At 72.0% G+C, this 17,574-nt stretch carries 14 protein-coding genes and 1 pseudogene; 10 read left to right on the forward strand and 5 right to left on the reverse strand.

What is annotated here, in order from left to right; genetic code table 11:
* Window positions 1-23: 23 nt before the first annotated feature.
* From ACIPAE_RS37810 to ACIPAE_RS37820, 3 genes are all read left to right on the forward strand, one after another.
* Window positions 24-1,133, forward strand: a complete 1,110-nt coding sequence (locus ACIPAE_RS37810) for a GNAT family N-acetyltransferase (protein ID WP_402451743.1) — start codon at window positions 24-26, stop codon at window positions 1,131-1,133.
* Window positions 1,134-1,470: 337 nt separating this feature from the next.
* A complete protein-coding gene (locus ACIPAE_RS37815) occupies window positions 1,471-2,064 on the forward strand; it encodes a TetR/AcrR family transcriptional regulator (RefSeq protein ID WP_329371134.1) in 594 nt (197 codons plus the stop codon).
* 97 nt (window positions 2,065-2,161) lie between these two features.
* Window positions 2,162-3,337 carry a GDSL-type esterase/lipase family protein gene (locus ACIPAE_RS37820; RefSeq protein WP_402451746.1) on the forward strand — a complete coding sequence of 392 codons (1,176 nt, stop codon included), beginning with the start codon at window positions 2,162-2,164 and terminating at the stop codon, window positions 3,335-3,337.
* Window positions 3,338-3,445: 108 nt separating this feature from the next.
* Here ACIPAE_RS37820 and ACIPAE_RS37825 read toward each other — a convergent pair whose 3' ends face one another.
* A complete protein-coding gene (locus ACIPAE_RS37825) occupies window positions 3,446-4,333 on the reverse strand; it encodes an SDR family NAD(P)-dependent oxidoreductase (RefSeq protein WP_402451749.1) in 888 nt (295 codons plus the stop codon).
* A 70-nt stretch (window positions 4,334-4,403) separates the two neighbouring features.
* On the opposite strand from ACIPAE_RS37825, the gene ACIPAE_RS37830 reads away from it, so the two are divergent.
* The 4 genes from ACIPAE_RS37830 (at window position 4,404) to ACIPAE_RS37845 (ending at window position 9,343) form a co-directional block, all read left to right on the forward strand.
* Window positions 4,404-5,336, forward strand: coding sequence for a LysR family transcriptional regulator (locus tag ACIPAE_RS37830; RefSeq protein WP_402451752.1), 933 nt, complete (start codon window positions 4,404-4,406; stop codon window positions 5,334-5,336).
* A gap of 542 nt (window positions 5,337-5,878) precedes the next feature.
* Window positions 5,879-7,321, forward strand: a complete 1,443-nt coding sequence (locus ACIPAE_RS37835) for a family 2B encapsulin nanocompartment shell protein (RefSeq protein WP_402451755.1) — start codon at window positions 5,879-5,881, stop codon at window positions 7,319-7,321.
* 29 nt (window positions 7,322-7,350) lie between these two features.
* Window positions 7,351-8,412, forward strand: a complete 1,062-nt coding sequence (locus ACIPAE_RS37840) for a family 2 encapsulin nanocompartment cargo protein terpene cyclase (protein WP_402451757.1) — start codon at window positions 7,351-7,353, stop codon at window positions 8,410-8,412.
* Window positions 8,413-8,467: 55 nt separating this feature from the next.
* Window positions 8,468-9,343 (forward strand): geranyl diphosphate 2-C-methyltransferase, encoded by an 876-nt coding sequence (locus ACIPAE_RS37845; protein ID WP_329371122.1) that lies wholly within the window; start codon window positions 8,468-8,470, stop codon window positions 9,341-9,343.
* Window positions 9,344-9,493: 150 nt separating this feature from the next.
* Here the strand turns inward: ACIPAE_RS37845 and ACIPAE_RS37850 are convergent, their stop codons facing one another.
* The 3 genes from ACIPAE_RS37850 to ACIPAE_RS37860 form a co-directional block, all read right to left on the reverse strand.
* The gene (locus ACIPAE_RS37850) at window positions 9,494-10,642 is read right to left on the reverse strand and encodes a ricin-type beta-trefoil lectin domain protein (protein ID WP_402451761.1); all 1,149 of its coding nucleotides are present in this window, start codon (window positions 10,640-10,642) and stop codon (window positions 9,494-9,496) included.
* A gap of 64 nt (window positions 10,643-10,706) precedes the next feature.
* A complete protein-coding gene (locus ACIPAE_RS37855; RefSeq protein ID WP_402451763.1) occupies window positions 10,707-12,182 on the reverse strand; it encodes a glycoside hydrolase family 76 protein in 1,476 nt (491 codons plus the stop codon).
* Between the two features lie 675 nt (window positions 12,183-12,857).
* On the reverse strand, window positions 12,858-13,763 hold the full coding sequence (locus tag ACIPAE_RS37860) for an aminoglycoside phosphotransferase family protein (protein ID WP_402451766.1): 906 nt from the start codon (window positions 13,761-13,763) through the stop codon (window positions 12,858-12,860).
* Between the two features lie 166 nt (window positions 13,764-13,929).
* Here ACIPAE_RS37860 and ACIPAE_RS37865 point away from each other — a divergent pair, with 166 nt between their 5' ends.
* Window positions 13,930-14,487, forward strand: coding sequence for a GNAT family N-acetyltransferase (locus ACIPAE_RS37865; protein ID WP_402451767.1), 558 nt, complete (start codon window positions 13,930-13,932; stop codon window positions 14,485-14,487).
* A 224-nt stretch (window positions 14,488-14,711) separates the two neighbouring features.
* On the opposite strand, the gene ACIPAE_RS37870 is transcribed toward ACIPAE_RS37865, so the two are convergent.
* Window positions 14,712-15,119, reverse strand: a complete 408-nt coding sequence (locus ACIPAE_RS37870; protein ID WP_402451771.1) for a pyridoxamine 5'-phosphate oxidase family protein — start codon at window positions 15,117-15,119, stop codon at window positions 14,712-14,714.
* 84 nt (window positions 15,120-15,203) lie between these two features.
* On the opposite strand from ACIPAE_RS37870, the pseudogene ACIPAE_RS37875 reads away from it, so the two are divergent.
* A pseudogene (locus tag ACIPAE_RS37875) lies at window positions 15,204-15,585 on the forward strand (VOC family protein).
* 566 nt (window positions 15,586-16,151) lie between these two features.
* A complete protein-coding gene (gene ribD / locus ACIPAE_RS37880; RefSeq protein ID WP_402451774.1) occupies window positions 16,152-17,042 on the forward strand; it encodes a bifunctional diaminohydroxyphosphoribosylaminopyrimidine deaminase/5-amino-6-(5-phosphoribosylamino)uracil reductase RibD in 891 nt (296 codons plus the stop codon).
* Window positions 17,043-17,574: the final 532 nt, after the last annotated feature.

A 17,574-nucleotide genomic window follows, 5' to 3' on the forward strand; every position in this document is an offset into this window, starting at 1 on the left:
GTAGGAGAGGGAAGGCCGTCGCCATGCGCTATCGCACCGCCGCGCCGGCGGACGAGCCGGCGCTGCACGCCCTGTGGGCGGCGGCCTTCCCCGACGCGGCGACGGTCGTCGCGCTGTGGGGCCGCGACCCGGGCCGCCACAGCCGCACGTTCGTCGCCGAGGACGACGGCGGGCGGCTGGTCTCGGTGCTCCACTACCTGCCGCGGCCGATCCGCTCGGCCACCGGCCGCCCGCAGCGGGTCGGCTGCCTCGGCAGCGTCGCCACCCACCCCGACGCGCGCGGCCAGGGCCACGTCCGGCACCTGCTCGCGGCGGCGGTGGCCGCCATGACGGCCGACGGGTGCGCCTGGTCGCTGCTGTTCACCGCCACCCCGCGGGTCTACGAGGGCGCGGGGTGGCGGTCCTTCGCCGCCCCCGGCTGGTCGGGCCCGCTCACCGACCGCGCGCCGCACCCCGGCGCCGCCGCCGTACGCCCCTCGACCCGCGCCGACCTGCCGGCCCTGCGAGCGCTGCGGGACGGCTTCGACGCGGTCCGCCCGCTGACCACGGTGCGCGGCGCGGACGACTGGGAGCACCGGGTGCCCGTCTGGTACGCGGCCCCGGCGCAGATCCTGGTTGCGGAGGACAGCGGACATGGGGGAAGCGGCAGGAACCCGGAGCCCGGGGCGCCCCTCTTCCCCGGCGAACCCGGCGAACCCGGCGGACCCGGTGGACCCGGCCGACCCGGTGGACTCGACCGGGCCGGCCAACTCGACCGGGCCGGCCGACTCCCCTCCCTCACCGCTCCCTTCGCGCCGTCCGGCCGCCCGCTCGGCTTCGCCGTGCTCCGCCGACCCACCCCCGATCAGGTCGAGCTCGCGGAGATCGCCCTCGCCCCCGGCCGGGAGGAGGACGCGGCCGGCGCCCTGCTGTCGGCCGCCGCGGTCCGGGCGCGCGCGGCGGGCGCGACGTCCGCGACCGTACGGCTGCCCGCCGAGCCCGCCGTCGTCGGCGCGCTCCCCCACCTCCTCGCCGAGTCCGTTCCCGAGGCCACCCACTACGGGATGGCCCGCCCGGTGCTCGCCCCCGCGGCCGAGGTCCTCGCCACCGTCACCGCGCCAGGCGCCTTCCACTGGTACGGCGACTCCTTCTAGTGCCGTGACCGGGGCGGGGTGCTCCGCACGCTCTCCCGCTGCCTTCAACGGGTGGCGCGCCCGGCGCCTCGCGCTCTCCCGCCGGGACCGGCGAACCGCCGAGCCGCCCGCCGCCCCGCTCTTCGCCCCGGGCCGGCTCACCGCACACCCTGCTCGTGCTCCCGGCCCGCGGCCCCTCCCTCCGCCCGGGCCTCCGCCCGGGCCTGCGCCCGCCCGCCGACCGTGGGCACCCGCGCACTGACCGCCTCGCCTGCCCATCGCCGCCCGCAATACTCAGGCGCTTGCCTAAAGGTCTTAGGTATGCGCATGATGGGTATCGGAAAACGGGAGGAAGCTTATGGTGCGCGCAGGGTTGACGGCTGAGCGGCTGACCCGGGCGGGTGCGGAGCTGGCCGACGAGGTCGGCTTCGACCAGGTGACCGTCTCGGCACTCGCCCGGCGGTTCGACGTCAAGGTCGCGAGCCTGTACTCGCACGTGAAGAGTTCGCAGGACCTCAAGACCAGGATCGCGCTGCTCGCTCTCGCGGAACTCGCGGACCGGGTCGCCGCCGCGCTGGCGGGCCGCGCGGGCAAGGACGCGCTGGCCGCGTTCGCCGACGCGTACCGCGACTACGCCCGGGAGCACCCGGGCCGGTACGACGCCGCCCGGCTCCGGCTCGACCCGCAGACCGCGGCCTCCAGCGCGGGCGTCCGGCACGCCCAGATGACGCGGGCGCTCCTGCGCGGGTACGACCTGACCGAGCCGGACCAGACCCACGCGGTCCGGATGCTGGGCAGCGTCTTCCACGGCTACATCAGCCTGGAGATGAGCGGAGGCTTCAGCCACACCGCCGTCGATCCCCGGGAATCCTGGGACTGGATGGTGGACTCCCTCGACGCCCTGCTGCGCAACCGGACCTTCCCCGCCCACCCGCGACCGTCGTCCCCGTGAGCGCCGCCCCCGTGCCCACGACCGCCACCGGGACCGGGACCACGACCGCAACCGCCACCGGGACCGCCACCGGGACCGTGATCGACAGGCAAGGACCATGAACACCGAGCACGACTGGACCACCACCCCCCTCACCGCCGGCATGCTGCGCGGCGCCGTCGAGGTGGAGCGCACGCCGCACGGCCTGCTCCCGCACCGGCTGCCCGCCTCCGCGCGCCGCCAGTTCCCCGACGACCAACTGGCCATGGCCGAGGCGCAGCCGTCCGGGGTGCGGCTGGTCTTCCGCACCCGGGCGACCACCGTCGAACTGGACGCGCTGCCCACCAAGCGGGCGTACGTCGGCGCGCCGCTCCCCCCGGACGGCGTGTACGACCTGCTGGTCGACGGGGTCCTCGCCGGCCAGGCCACCGTGCCCGGCGGGCGGCTCCGCATGATCGACATGGCCACCCAGGCCGCCGAGGTGCGCGAAGGGCCCGCCGGCACCGCCCACTTCGCGGACCTGCCGCCGTACGACAAGGACGTCGAGATCTGGCTGCCGCACACCGAAGGCACCGAGCTGGTCGCGCTGCGCACCGACGCGCCGGTCGAACCGGCACCGGAGAGCGGGCGCAAGGTGTGGCTGCACCACGGCAGTTCGATCAGCCACGGCTCGAACGCCGCCCATCCGACGGGGATCTGGCCGGCGCTGGCCGCGTCCCGGGGCGAAGTCGACCTGGTCAACCTCGGGTTCAGCGGCAGCGCGCTGCTCGACCCCTTCACCGCGCGCGCGATGCGGGACATCCCCGCGGACCTGATCAGCGTCAAGCTCGGCATCAACATCGTGAACGCCGACCTGATGCGGCTGCGCGCGTTCGGCCCCGCCGTGCACGGGTTCCTCGACACCATCCGCGAGGGGCACCCGGGCACGCCGCTGCTGGTGGTGTCGTCCATCCTGTGCCCCGTGCAGGAGGACACCCCCGGTCCGCTCGCGCCCGACTTCGGCGACGGGGTCTTCCGGTTCAAGGCCACCGGCGACCCGGCCGAACGCGCCGCCGGGCGGCTCACGCTCAACGTCATCCGCGACGAACTCGCCCGGATCGTCGAGCAGCGCGCCGCCGACGACCCCCATCTGCACTACCTCGACGGTCGCGAGCTCTACGGAGCGGCGGACTACGCGGAGTTGCCGCTGCCCGACGAGGTGCACCCCTCCCCCGAGGCCCACCGGCGGATCGGCGACAACTTCGCCCGGCTGGTGTTCGGCCCGGGCGGAGCGTTCCACGCCGGACCCGCGTGAGCGGAGATCCGGTCCGGCGGGCCGGAACGCACCCGCACCACTCGTGCGGGCGGTGCTGTCAGCGGGGGCTGCTCCTCAGCTGTGCGGCACGACATGGCCGCGGTGCGGTCAGGGGGTGAGCAGGCGGTCCTGCTCCGTCGGCGGCGTGCCCGCGTGCCAGTCCAGCGCCTTGCCGAAGCGGACCAGTTCGCCGTAGAGGGCGGGGTCGACGCGGTCGGCGAGGATCAGGTCGAGCACTGCTTCGGCGGCCTGCGCGGGCGACTGGGCCTGGCTGAAGTCGCCGAACCACGGGCGCGAGGTGGGGGTGTCGACCATGCCGGGGCAGACGGCGGCGACCAGGGTGCCGTCGGCCAGGTCGCGGGCGCGGCGGTCGGCGGCGACCGCGCGCACGGCGGCGACCTGGGCCACCTTCGAGGGCACGTTCAGCCACAGCGGCCAGCCGTCCTCCGTGGCCGTCCTGTGGTGGACGGCGCTGCGCCAGGACTCGACGGCGTACTCGACCTGGTCCAGGGACGCGCCGTCGAAGAGGCGGTGCAGCCGCGGCGCGAGGTGGCCGAGGGTGCCCAGGCTGCTGGCCACGACGAGCAGCCGGCCGCCGGGGCGCAGAACGGGGCCGAAGGCGCGCAGGACCGCGTGGGTGGCGGAGTTGGACACGTCGATGAACTCGTCGGCCCGCTCAGCCTGCGACTCGCCGGGCAGCAGGCGGGCGACCGCGTTGGAGACGACGATGTCGACCCCGCCGTGGCGGGCCCGCAGGTCCTCGGCGAGGCGGGAGACGGCGGCGGCGTCCGTGACGTCCAGGACCTCGCCCTCGACGCGCGCCCGGGTCGAGGGCGCCTGCGCGACCTCCTGTGCCGCGTCCGTCACCCGCTGCCGGTTGCGGCCGGTGAGCAGGACCAGGTCGTCCTGGTCCATGCGGGCCGCGAGCCCCTCGACGAGGGCCCGGCCGAGCCCTTGGTTGGCGCCCGTGACGAGGGCGATGCGCGAAGTGTTCATGCCTCCACGCTAGGAACCCCGCATCCATGAGTCCAACGAGAGTTCCGCACTGGTGGTATGCGTAGACGTCATGGACTTCACCGAAGTGTCGCTCACCGCGCTGCGGGTCTTCCGCGCCGTGGCCGAGCAGGGCACCTTCACCGCGGCCGCCGCGTCGCTCGGGTACACCCAGTCCGCGGTCTCCCGGCAGATCGCCGCGATCGAGCGGGCCGCGGGCGCGGAACTGCTGGAGCGGCGCCGCGACGGCGTCCGGCTCACCGACGCCGGGCGCATCGTCATGCGCCGCGCCACGACCGTACTCGACGAGATCGAGGCCACCGCGCGTGAGCTGTCCGGCCTGCCGGCGCAGGGCGGGACGGTACGGCTGGGATGGATGCCCAGCGCGGGCGCCGTGCTGGTTGCCCGCGCCCTGGCCGAGCTGCGCCGCACCGACCCCGACCTGAACGTCGTCGGGCGTGAGGGCAGCACCCCCGCACTGGCCCGGGCCCTGCGCGCCGGCAGCATCGACCTGGCCCTGCTCGCCTCCGGGCCGCCGTTTCGCGCACCGGACACCGAGTCGCCCCCGCTCGCCCTTCAGACCCTGACCGAACGCCCCCTGTACCTCGCGGTGCCGACCGCCCACCCGCTGGCCCGCGGCGAGTACGTCGACGTCGCCGACCTGCGCGGACAGCGCTGGATCGCCAGTCCCTCCTCGGGGGAGGAACGGCTGATGGGCGTCTGGCCGGGCCTGGACGAGCGGCCCGAGATCGCCCTCACCGCCCGCGACTGGCTCGCCAAGCTCCACCTCGTCGCCGCCGGCTGCGGGCTGACCACGGTGCCGGCCACCCTCGCGCCCGTCGCGCCGCCCGGGGTGCGCGTCCTGCCCGTCCGCGGCGGCCCCCAGGAACAGCGCCGGCTGCTGCTGGCCCGCCGCCCCCTCCCGCCGGAGCAGTCCGTCATCCGCGTCGCCGCCGCGCTGCGCGCCGAGGCACTCGCCACCACCTCGGCCGCGCCGCTCTCCTGACGGAGGGTCAGGTCAGAGGGCCCGGCCCGGTCGGGTCGGATCGGGTGGGATCGGATCGCGTCGGGTCGGGTCGGGTCGCGTCGGGTCGGGTCGGGTCGGGTCGCGTCGAGTCGAGTCGAGTCGAGTCGAGTCGAGTCAGCGTCCGTGCGGCGGCAGGCACCGCTCTCGTGGGCCTACGGCGACGCGTGCGGGCCGCGCTCCCTCTCCCCGGCGTGTGGGGGTGGCTCGCGCGCCGGGTGGGTGCCGCCGCGCGCCGGAGCGCGGGGTGCGCGGGCAGCACGCGCGCGAGCGCACTCCCACGCCCCGCCTCACCACGGAGGTTTACACCACCGGGGGCGCGAAGGCGCCCCCCGCGCGCTATACCGCGGCTCGGGCCGGGGCTGCTTGGCTGATCCCTGCGCGGAATTCACCCGCATTGCCCACAGCGCCCGCCAACGTCCGCCAGACCGTCAGCGTCCGCCAACGCCCTTGTCCACCAGTCCCGTTCGCTCCTTCTCACCTCTCCTCACGCTGCTTGTCCAGCTCATCTTCCGGGAGAAAACGTGCCCGAATCGGTACGCACCACCGGCGCCACCACCGACGACCCCGCCGCCGAACCAGCGAGCGGCGCACAGCTCACCAGTCTCAGCACCCAGGCGGCGCGCCAACTCGCGACCACCACCAAGTCCGAACCGCAGATGCAGGGCATCAGCTCGCGCTGGCTGATCAGGATGCTGCCCTGGTTGGACATCAAGGGCGGCACCTACCGGGTCAACCGGCGCCGCCAACTCCGCGTCGGCCGAGGCCGGGTGGAGTTCGAGCAGAACGGCGCCGACGACGTCCGGGTGATCCCCGAGACCCTCACCGAGCTGCCCCCGCTGCACGGCTACACCGACACCGGCGGCGTGCTCACGGAACTCGCCGCCCGCTTCCAGGTCAAGGAAGTACGCCCCGGCGAGGTGCTGTTCGAGGCCGGGCAGCCGGTGACGGACACCTATCTGGTCGTCCACGGCCGGCTCACCCGCTACACCGCCGGCATGTACGGCGAGGAGGGGATCGTCGGGGTCGTCACCGACGGCGACCAGCTGGGCGACGAGGCCATCGGCCGGACCGACCCGCGGTGGACGACCTCGGTGCGCGCCGACACCGCGGGCGTGCTGCTGGTCCTGCCCTGGCAGACCGCGCGCGAGCTGATCGCCCGCGAGCCGTCGCTGGCCGCGCACCTGGCGGCGTACGCCGAGCAGCAGCGGCTGCCCACGAACCGCCGCGGCGAGGCCGACATCCCGCTACAGGCCGGCCACTCCGGTGAGCCGTCCATCGCCGGCGGCTTCGTCGACTACGAACTCGCGCCGCGCGAATACGAGTTGTCGCTCACCCAGACCGTCCTGAAGGTGCACAGCCGGGTCGCCGACCTCTACAACGACCCGATGGACCAGACCCAGCAGCAACTCCGGCTCACCATCGAGGAGATCCGCGAGCGCCAGGAGTGGGAGCTGGTCAACAACCGCGAGTTCGGCCTGCTGCACAACGCCGACTACGGCCAGCGGATCAGCACCCACTCGGGCCCGCCGACCCCCGACGACCTCGACGACCTGCTCGCCATGCGCCGCAAGACCCGGCTGTTCATCGCCCACCCGAAGGCGATCGCCGCCTTCTTCCGGCAGTGCAACAAGCGCGGTCTGGTCCCCGGCACCGCCAATGTCGACGGCCACGAGGTCCCCGCCTGGCGCGGCGTCCCGATCTTCCCGTGCGGCAAGATCCCGATCAGCCCGCAGCACTCCAGCAGCATCATCGCGCTGCGCACCGGCGAGGCCGACCAGGGCGTCGTCGGCCTGCACGCGACCGGCATCCCCGAGGAGTACCAACCCGGCCTGAACGTCCGCTTCATGGGCGTCAACAACGCCGCGATCATCAGCTACCTCGTCACCGCCTACTACTCGATGGCGATCCTCGTGCCCGACGCGGTCGGCATCCTGGAGAACGTCCAGCTCGGCCGGGTCGAGTGACCGCGCCGAGCGACCGAGCGGAGTCCGCGATGGCCACTCCCCCCGACGCCGCCCCCGCGCGCCCGCTGCTGCCCGGGCCGCCGAGCTTCCCGCGTCCCGCGTCCGCCCGCCCCACCGGGGCGATCCCCGGCCTCAGGTACCAGCCGGCCACGCCCGCCGACCCGGAGAAGGTCAAGGAGGTCGACCGCCGTCTCGAGGCGTGGGCGCGCGAACTCGACCTGTTCCCCACCGCCTGGAGCGGTGACTTCGCCGGATTCCAGTTCGGCCGGGCCGTCGTACTCCAGCACCCCGGCGCGGCGGATCTGGACCGCCTGACCGTCGCGGGTCAACTCCTGCTCGCCGAGAACCTCGTGGACGACTGCTACTGCGAGGAAGAGGAGGACCGCGGCGGGTCGCACCGCGGACTCGGCGGCCCGCTGGTCATGGCCCAGTCGGCGATCGACCCCTTCCACGGCACGCCGGATGCCGAGGCGGACTGGCGGCAGGGCATGCAGGCCGACGGGCCGCTGCGCTCGTACCACTGGGCGATGAAGGACTACGCCGGCTTCGCCACGCCCAGCCAGACCACCCGCTTCGTCCACGACATCGCCCGCCTGCACCTGGGCTACCTCGCCGAAGCCGCCTGGGCGGAGACCCGGTTCGTGCCCAAGGTGTGGGAGTACCTGGTGATGCGCCAGTTCAACAACTTCCGCCCCTGCCTGTCGATCGTGGACGCGGTCGACGGCTACGAACTGCCCGAACCGGTCTACTCCCGCCCGGAGATCCAGCGGATCACCGCGCTCGCCTGCAACGCGACGACCATCGTCAACGACCTCTACTCGTTCACCAAGGAGTTGGAGACCGATCCGCACCATCTCAACCTGCCGCAGGTCGTGGCCGCCAACGAGCGGTGCGGGCTGAAGGCCGCCTATCTGCGCAGCGTCGAGATCCACAACCAGATCATGGCGTCCTTCGAGGAGGAGGCCGCCGCACTGTCGGCGACCTCACCCGTCGTCGGCCGCTACGCCCGCGGGCTGTCGGACTGGGTGGCCGGCAACCACGAGTGGCACGCCACCAACACCCACCGTTACCACCTGCCGAACTACTGGTAGGCGCAGTTCACTTCACCCGCACCACCAACAGCACCCTGTACCAAAGGAGTCAGCGTTGACCACGACCCACCGCGGCACCACCACAGCACCGGTGCCGGCCCAGTCCTCGTACCAGACCCGCGTCGCGGACTACTGGAACGCCGAGGAGAACCCGGTCAACCTCGAACTCGGAAAGATCGACAACCTCTACCACCACCACTACGGCGTCGGTGACGCCGACTGGTCGGTGCTCGACGAGACCGACCCCGGCGTGCGCCGGGAGCGGATCACCGCGGAACTGCACCGGCTGGAGCACGCCCAGGCCGAACTGCTCGCCACCCACCTCGGGCCGCTCTCCCCCACCGACCGGGTCTTCGACGCCGGTTGCGGGCGCGGTGGCGGCAGCGTCGTGGCGCACCTGCGCTACGGCTGCTCCGCCGACGGCGTGACGCTCTCCACCAAGCAGGCCGAGTTCGCCAACGCGCAGGCCCGCGCCCGGGGCATCGACGGCAAGGTCCGCTACCACCACCGCAACATGCTCGACACCGGTTTCCAGACCGGCGGCTACGCGGCCTCCTGGAACAACGAGTCCACGATGTACGTCGAGTTGGAACTGCTCTTCGCCGAGCACGCCCGGCTGCTGCGCCGCGGCGGACGCTACGTCACCATCACCGGCTGCTACAACGACACCTACGGGCAGGCGTCCCGCGAGGTGTCCCTCATCAACGCCCACTACATCTGCGACATCCACCCGCGCTCGGCGTACTTCCGGGCGATGGCGGCCAACCGGCTCGTCCCGGTCCACGTCGAGGACCTCACCGCGACGGCCATCCCGTACTGGGAGCTGCGCAAGGAGGCCGACCACCTGGTCACCGGCGTTGAAGAACCGTTTCTCACGGCCTACAAGAACGGCAGCTTCCAGTATCTGCTGATCGTGGCCGACCGGGTCTGAGCGACCGGTCAGGCCGGTCAGGCCGGTCAGGCCGGTCAGGGCCCGCGCACACGTCGAGCGGCGCGTGCCGGCCACGGGAGGGTGCCCCGTGGCCGGCGCGCGCCGCCGTCGTCGTTCCGCGTCCGCCGCTCACCCGCGAGTGACGGCGCGTCAGATTACGCTGAGCGTGGTCCACTTCTGCGCGCCGGTGCCGTTGCAGTCCCACAGTTGGAGCTGGGTGCCGTCGGCCGTGGAGGAGCTCGGGTCGTCCAGGCAGCGGCCCGACGCCGGGTTGCGGTAGCCGCCGTCGTACGGCTGCCAGACCTGGTTGGCGCCTCCGTTGCAGTCCCAGATCTGCACCTTCGTGCCGTCGGCGGTGCCGCCGGCGTCGGCGTCGAGGCACTTGCCCACCGCCCGCAGGCTGCCATCCGTCCGCAACTGCCACCACTGCGCGTCGCTGCCGTTGCACGACCACAGTTGCACGGCGGTGCCGTTCGTACCGCTGTCGCCGTTGTCGTCCAGGCACTTGCCCGCGATGCCGGACTGCACCGGGCCACCGGCCGGCACCGGGGGCGTGATCCAGCCGGCGGCGTCGGCGGCCTGGACTCCGGCGTGGAAGGCGTCAGCCATCTTCTGGTAGCCGCCGTCGTTGGGGTGAAGCTGGTCGGACAGGTCGGCGGCGGTCAGGGCGCTCATGTCGACGAACCCGACGTGCTTGCCCGCCGCCTGCTCGGCCTGCACGATGCCGGGCACGGCCGCGTTGAACGCCGGCCGGTTGGGCTCCTCCACCGGGTTGGTGGACACGATCAGCGAGCCGACCAGCACCGTCGCGTACGGCGCGTCCGCGGTGATCTGGTCGATCAGCGCGTGCAACCGGTCGGTGGCGGTGGCCACTTCGTAGTTCTGGTTGAGGTCGTTGGTGCCGATCTCCAGGGTGATGACGTTGGGCCGGTAGCGGTCGAGCACGCTGTCCGCGATGCCGGCGATCTGGTCGATCCGCCAGCCGGAGTGGCCCTCGTTGTCCGGGTCGGCCATCGTGCCGTTGCGGCCCGAGCCGACGAAGTCCAACGCGTGCCCGTCGGCGGACAGTTCGCCGCCCAGGTCGGCCCGGTAGCTGTCGCCGGTACTGCTGCCGACGCCCCAGGTGATCGAGTCACCCAGCGGCATCACCCGCAGGCTCGACGCGTCGGCGGCGGACGCGTGCGCGGCCGGTGCGGTCCGGTGCTGGCCGCCGACCGCGGCGGCCGGCAGCGCGGTGCCCGCGCCGATACCCAAGGCGGCGGCGAGCGCCAGCGCGAACAGTAAGGGAGGTCGTCTCATCGTGGTGCCACGCTCCTTCACGAGAAGTGGGGGGAACAGGGCGTGCGGAGGTCGAACGGCCCGGTCAGCCGGCCGCGTTGAGCAGATCGAGCACGCTCTGCTGGCAGCCGTAGTCGCTGCTGCCGGCGCCACCGGCCCAGTGCGGGCCGTACTGGTCGAGGGAGTTGCGGTCGTTGGCGTACGCGGAGTTCGCCCACGCGGTGAGGTCCGCCGCGTAAGGGTGGTCGGACAACTGGGTGTTCAGCTTGCCGAGCCCGCGCACGTACGCGCCCTTGAAGCTCGGTCCGTCGCCGGTGCAGCTGTCACCCTCGCCGGGCTCGCGCAGCACTCCGCCGGACTGGAGCTTGACGGTCGACGCGTCGGCGAGGGTGCGTGCGGTGTCCAGCAGCCCCGAGTCACCGGTCGCCTTGTACAGCTCGGTCAACCCGCCCAGCACCACGCCCTGGTTGTACGTCCAGGTGGTCTGGCCGTTGTTGACGCACGAGTCGTTCAGGCCGTCGTTGATCATGTGGTCGCCGTTGATCATGCCGCTGTTCTGGAACCACGACCACTCGGTGTTCGCCCGGCCGAGGTAGGTGGTGTCACCCGAAATCCGGTTGTGCAGCGCGGCGTTCAGATACAGGTACAGCTCGTTGGTGATCGCGTTCTTGTACTCGCCGTCGGTGTTCCAGCGCACCCCGCCGCCACACGTGTCGTTCCAGTTGTCGGACATGTGGTCCGCGTCGGCCCGCGCGGTGTTCAGGTAGCGGCTGTCACCGGTCGCGTCGTACGCGTCGACCCAGGCCAGGCCCCACCAACCGGTGTCGTCCAGATAGCTGTTGGTGAAGTTGCCGTCCTGCGCGTTGATGTTCGCGTCGTACGTCTCGCTGATCGCGTACTTGTAGCTCGGCATGCCGCTGATCCGGGCGTCGTCGATGATCGCGGTGAGCGCGTTGGCGCTGGTCCACCAGCCGTTGCCGCCGAACAGCTTGCTGCCGCGGTCGTACGACATCATCAGCGCGGTCGCCGCGGCGGTGCCCCGGGACCACGCGTTCCAGGTGGTGCGCGCCCACGAGGTGCACGCGATGCCACTCGAACCGGACGCCTGGCCGCAGGCCCGCACCGCGCCGACGCCCTCGTTGTTCCAGTCGTCGACGTTGTACATCAGGGTGCGCCAGCCGCCCGACCCGGACGGCACCGAGGTGTCGCCGAGCTTGCTGCCGTCGCTCCAGGTCCGGCCGCCGTCCATCGAACGGTCCAGCCACACCTCGTCGCCCGCACCGCCGTTGTCGATCGACGCCCACGCCATCGCGTCCGTGTCGTCGAAGTGCAACACGATCGAACGCGAGTTGACCGACGTGCTCACCGGCTGCCGGTCCGTCGTGCTCAGCGCCGGATCGCGGGCGTCGCAGTACGCGTTGCAGATCGTGCTGGCGGCGCTCACCGAGGGCGCCGATGACGCCGCCTCCGCAGGTGGTGCCGCGCCTTGCGCCACGGCGGTTGACATCGTTGTCAGGGCGGCCGCGAGGACGGCGATGCGCAGTGGTCTCATTGCACGCATGGGGGGCTCCTGAGCGTTTGGCCTGGCGCACGGGGCACGCCACTTGGGGGGCGCTGGGGGGGAGAGCGCTCTCGTCGGAAGCTAGCCAGCGGGTGAGGGCTCGTCAATAACCTGCGCGGATGGTCGGATCACTCGGGTTGTGGGGTGCCGTTCGGCCGGGGGTGGGGCGGGGGCGCCGAGGTGGGGGGCGCCGGCCGGCCGGGAGCCGCTGGAGGGGACCCGGGTGGACGTGCGCGGGTCCACCCGGGTCCCTCCGGCCCCGTGCGACCTCCTTCGGCACACCTGTCTCATCGGGCGCACTTTTCCCAGGTAGGGGCCGACCGCATGGGGGCTGGGGCGCCCGGGGGCGAGCCGGTGCCCTCTTTGCGTGGCAGGGGCTCGGCGGGCGGGCGGCGGGCGGGCGGGCGCGAACCGCCGGGTGCCGAACTCCCGTTGCCCGTCGCACCGCACCACGATCCACCACGACCGCACACATACGGACGGGCGTGGCTTGCTCCGCAGACGTCGGATGTCTCTTCGCGGCGCGAGGTACGCCCGGGGCGAGGTCGGGAGCCGACCCCGGTTCCGGCTTCCGGCTTGCGGCTTCCGGCCTCCGGCTCCCGGCTTCCGGCTTCGGGCCCGTGGGCTTCGAAAAACGGGGAAGCGGGGCAGGGGGGCAGCGGGGAAACGGTTCGGCTATGCGGTGAGGCGCCGGAGCGAGGCGTGTCCGGGTGGGCCCCAGGTGGGCTTGCCGCCGGGGCGGCCGTGCACGCCGGCGTTGCCGATGGAGAGGCAGGCGAGGGCGCGGCCCACCGCCCAACCGCGGGCGCGTCGCAGGGTCGCGGCGTCCGGGGCCGGCCGGTAGGCGGCGTGGAAGCGGTCGGCGGCGCCGTCCGGCAGCAGAATCCACGCCGCTGCGAGGTCGACGGCCGGGTCGCCCGCGAAGAGGTCGCCGAAGTCGATCACGCCGGAGAAAGTGCCGTCCGTGGTAAGGATGTTGGCCGGATGCAGGTCGCCGTGGAGCCAGAGCGGCGGACCGTCCCACTCGGGCGCGGCGGCTGCGTCGTCCCAGACCGCGCGGACCTTGTCCGGGTCGGAGATCAGTCCCTCCTCGACGGCGGCGGCGAGCCCTCGCACGAAGCCCTCCGTGCTGTCGGCCAACGCTCCCCCGCGGCCCCGTGCGCTGGGCGCGCCCTCGGGCGCCGGACGGTGCAGGGCCGTCAGGAAGGCGGCCAGAGCGTCGGCCGCCTCCTCCCCGCGCGTGGCGGGAGCGCGGTCGGCGGGCTCGCCCGGCACCCAAGTGGTGACGATCCAGGGCCGCGGAAACCGCGCGGAGGGCTCACCGAGGCGCTGCGGAACGGGAACCCGCAGCGGAAGACCCTCGGCGAGCGAAGGCAGCCAGGTGTACTCCTTGCGCAGCAACTCGTCCGCCGAGTCCGTCGCCCACGGCAGCCGTACGGCGAGGTCGTCACCGAGCCGCCACAGCTGGTTGTCCCAACCGCGCGCGCCGAGCCGTACCGGGTGATGGGCCAGGTCGGGGTGCTGGTCGCGGAGCAGCTCCCGGACCAGCTCCGCGGTGATCTCCGTGTCGGCGTGGGTCATGCGGGCCAACGATAGCCGGGTCCCGGTCCGCGACCGCCGGGCGCCGGCCCGGCCGCCCGACCACCCTGGTGCGTACGGGCTCCGGGAGTAGCGGTGTTGGGGGTAGCGGCGTCGCGGGTGGCTTATTGGATTGCCGTCGCCGGGCCCGGTCGGATAGGAAGCGTGCATGCTACGGGGCGAAAAAGTCGGGCTCAGAGCCCGGCACGACGACGACATCCCGATCCTGCGGGCTGAGCTCTACGACGACGTGGTCAACTCCTCGCGGGCGGAAAGCGGGCCGTGGCGGCCGATCACGCCCGGCTCGAAGGACCCGCGGCTCGTGGTGGACGACACGGACCAGGGAAGCGTCCCGTTCTCCGTGGTGGAGTTGGGCGGCGGCACCTTGGTCGGCGCCGCGGCGCTGTGGGGCATCGACACCCATCACCGCTCCGCGCACATCGGCGTCGGGCTGCTGCCGTCATCGCGCGGCAAGGGCTACGGCGTCGATGTGGTCGCGACGCTGTGCCACTACGGCTTCATCGTGCGCGGCCTGCACCGGCTGCAGATCGAGACGCTGTCGGACAACACAGCGATGCTGCGCTCCGCCGAGCGCAACGGCTTCGTCCGCGAAGGAGTGCTGCGCGCGTCGGCCTGGGTGATGGGCGAGTTCCTGGACGAGGTGCTGCTCGGTCTTCTCGTCCAGGACTGGAAGCCGGACGCGCCGGGCCGTACAGCCAGGGCCTGACCGATGCAACCGGTCGGCCTCGGCCGGCCGCGGACGGCCGCGGACGGCCGTCCACCAGAGCCTGGACTCCCCGACACCTCTCCTCCGCACCGCACTTGCGGCACACCGCGCAGTGCGTGACCGGCTCGAAAGCCCTCTGCTCTCCGTTCCCGCCCCCTCACCGGGGCGGGGGCAGCGGGCGAACAGCGATGCCACGCTGGGGCGTTCCGCCCCGGATTCCGCGCTCACTGCGCCGTGCCCGACAACAGCCAGCGGTGGACGGGGACTTCGAGGAGGAGGCGGGTGCCGGCAGGGCGGGTGGGGGCGGTGACGTCCCAGGCGTACTTCTGCTGGAACGCGGCGACGATGCCGGGTGGGAACGGGGTGGAGATCAGCCGGGCGGTGCCCTCGGCGACGACCGGGACGCGGCCGTCCTCCAGGGCGAGGGAGACGCGCGGCTCGTGCCGGATGTTCCTGACCTTGACGGAGAAGCCGTCCGTGCCGATCCACCACCGTTCGGCCTCGTAGACGAACCAGACGGGCGTGACGTGCGAGGAGCCGTCCGGCCGTACGGTGCAGAGCCAGACGTTGCGTTCCTGGTCCAGGCGCTCGCGGACGGCCGGGCCGGGGTCGGTCGGTGGGTGAGCGTGCATCGGCCCATTGGACCAGCCGGCCGGGGGGACGGCATCGGGCGCGGGCTCGGACCAATGTCCTAGGCGGATGGGAGGATGTCACGCATGGTCTCGGTGGTGCAGAACGTGGCGATCGACTGTGCGGATGCGTACGAGCTGGCGCGGTTCTGGAGCAAGGTGACCGGGCGGCCGCTGAATCCGGAGGACCGGCCGGGCGACCCGGAGACCCAGGTGCTGCTGGCGGAGGGCCCGGTGCTGCACTTCAACCAGGTGCCGGAGCCGAAGGCGGTCAAGAACCGGCTCCATCTGTGTCTGCGCCCCGAGACCTCACGCGATCACGAGGTGCAACGGTTGCTGGGCCTCGGTGCCACCTTTGTCGGCCCACCGCGACCCCGACGGCTCGGGGTGGGCCGTCCTCGCCGATCCCGAAGGCAACGAGTTCTGCGTCCTGCGCAGCGAGTCCGACCGAGCCGCGACGGGTTCCTGACGCTCCCCCGCCGTCCCGCCCGCCGCTTGCGTACGGCGGCAGCCGGTCGTGGGCTCCTCGTTCGGGACGCCGCCGGCGAGTTCCGCGGAGGTCTCAGCCGAGCTCGGTACGGATTTCCTGCGCTGCTGCCCATCGCCCGGAACGGCATCCATCGGGGTGGACGAGCCAAGCAATGGAATGGGCAACGGAGTCCGGGGATCAGGCGAGGGTGACATGGACACCGTTTCGCAGAAGTCAGCAGGCCACGACGAAGCGAAATCCCGGACAGACCATCAGCCTCGCTCAGGCGGTCCAACGGAATCAGGAACTGACCGAGCTCCCGGACGCCTACCAGCGCGACCGGGGCCTTACGCAGGCACGGCTGGCAATGGCCTACGCAGGAATCCGGGAGTACGAGGAAGCCGCCGAACATGCCGCTTCAGCGCTCAGTGTTGCGCGTGGTTCAGGCTCGGCGCGTACGATGCACGAGACCGTATCCGCGATCAACGCACTCGGGGCAGTCCATGCCTCGCCTGCCGTAACTGAACTGTTTGACGCAATGGGAGAAGATCCGGAGTTGTGGCGCGGTGAACACTCATGAGTTGGCAGCCATGCGGCGTGCCATCGCGATTTCCGCTCAGGGCTTGGGATCGACCAGTCCGAATCCGCCGGTTGGATGCGTCATCCTCGACCGCGAGGGACGAACGGTCGGCGAGGGATACCATGTCCACAAGGGGAATTCGCATGCGGAGGTAAATGCACTCACCGCCGCCGGGAGACACGCCGCGGGCGGAACGGCGCTGGTGACACTGGAGCCGTGCAATCACTACGGCCGGACGCCACCCTGTCGGGAAGCATTGATCCATGCGAACGTGGCCAGAGTTCTGATCGCTGTCATGGACCCCACTTCACGCGGTGAAGGTGGTGCCGCCCTCCTGCGCGAAGCAGGCGTCCAGGTGGAAACCAATATTCTTGAAGATGAAGCGCTGATTGTTTTGGGACCCTGGCTGGCCGCACTGAACAGGGGTCGACCATTCGTGACATGGGTGTACACGGCCGGCTCGGATGGCCTGCCGAACTCGAACAATGAACGTGATGTGGCATTCGATGAAATGCGAGCACTCCGGGAATCATATGACCTTGTGGTCGCAGATGATGGGAGAATAGCAGAAGGACGTCCAGCGGGACACGGCGAGGATTTCCGAACTCCTGTCGACTGGCCAAGCGGCGGCGCCGTCGACATATTGGGGGATTTGGGCGAGACAGGAGCGCGGTCCCTGCTGGTTCACGGCGCGTCCGAACATGCGACCGCCTTCAACGCAGCGGGCGCCGTGGACCAGGTGATCGTCTACCTGCCCAGCACAGCACCCTCGTGGTCTCCCGAATGCGGCCACCTCACCGCTGTCCCAGAGGGCTACCGGCTAGTCGACGTCACTCGCCGGGGAAACCATGTGCGCGTAGTCGGGCGAAGGGTCTGACGATTTCCAGTCGACGCCGCCGGCGCGTTTCCCGGGGTGGTTCCGGTCCGCGAATTCAAGGAGTCGACCCGCCCGTAGCACGCCTTCCGCCCCAGTCGCGGCGCGAGTGCTTCCCTCCCTGCCGCGCTGGAGAGCCGGAGCGAGGGGGCACCCTGGTCGGCTCGTCCCCGCGGCGAGGCTTGACGCGCTCCGCGGCTCAACCGCCCGGCTGATGCTCCGTCGCAGTACGCCCGTACCCCGACGCCCCGTTGCGCTTCACCGCCGTCGACGGCAACCGGCTCACCCGCATCGCGCCCAACACAGAGGTCGCCGGCTCGCCAACCTGCTCCCACCCACGAAGTTCCGCGCCCCGCAAGCACGGAGCCACGTCAGCGAACCGACGAGGGCTCATGAAGGAAGGATCGAGGCTAGGACAAACCTAGGACGAGTCCAGGACTCGTGAAGCTAGCTTCGCCTCACACCGGATCGACTCCGGTGATCCGCGGGCGGGTCACCGTGAAGGGAGCGCGATGAACAGAAGGTCACAGGTGGC

The sequence above is a fragment of the Streptomyces sp. NPDC087270 genome, from assembly GCF_044744625.1.
Classification (GTDB): Bacteria; Actinomycetota; Actinomycetes; order Streptomycetales; family Streptomycetaceae; genus Actinacidiphila.

Coding starts and splice junctions, on each gene's coding strand:
- ACIPAE_RS37810 (WP_402451743.1), top strand. CDS start 24: ATGCGCTATCGCACCGCCGCGCCGGCGGACGAGCCGGCGCTGCACGCC.
- ACIPAE_RS37815 (WP_329371134.1), top strand. CDS start 1,471: ATGGTGCGCGCAGGGTTGACGGCTGAGCGGCTGACCCGGGCGGGTGCG.
- ACIPAE_RS37820 (WP_402451746.1), top strand. CDS start 2,162: ATGAACACCGAGCACGACTGGACCACCACCCCCCTCACCGCCGGCATG.
- ACIPAE_RS37825 (WP_402451749.1), bottom strand. CDS start 4,333: ATGAACACTTCGCGCATCGCCCTCGTCACGGGCGCCAACCAAGGGCTC.
- ACIPAE_RS37830 (WP_402451752.1), top strand. CDS start 4,404: ATGGACTTCACCGAAGTGTCGCTCACCGCGCTGCGGGTCTTCCGCGCC.
- ACIPAE_RS37840 (WP_402451757.1), top strand. CDS start 7,351: ATGGCCACTCCCCCCGACGCCGCCCCCGCGCGCCCGCTGCTGCCCGGG.
- ACIPAE_RS37850 (WP_402451761.1), bottom strand. CDS start 10,642: ATGAGACGACCTCCCTTACTGTTCGCGCTGGCGCTCGCCGCCGCCTTG.
- ACIPAE_RS37855 (WP_402451763.1), bottom strand. CDS start 12,182: ATGCGTGCAATGAGACCACTGCGCATCGCCGTCCTCGCGGCCGCCCTG.
- ACIPAE_RS37860 (WP_402451766.1), bottom strand. CDS start 13,763: ATGACCCACGCCGACACGGAGATCACCGCGGAGCTGGTCCGGGAGCTG.
- ACIPAE_RS37865 (WP_402451767.1), top strand. CDS start 13,930: ATGCTACGGGGCGAAAAAGTCGGGCTCAGAGCCCGGCACGACGACGAC.
- ACIPAE_RS37870 (WP_402451771.1), bottom strand. CDS start 15,119: ATGCACGCTCACCCACCGACCGACCCCGGCCCGGCCGTCCGCGAGCGC.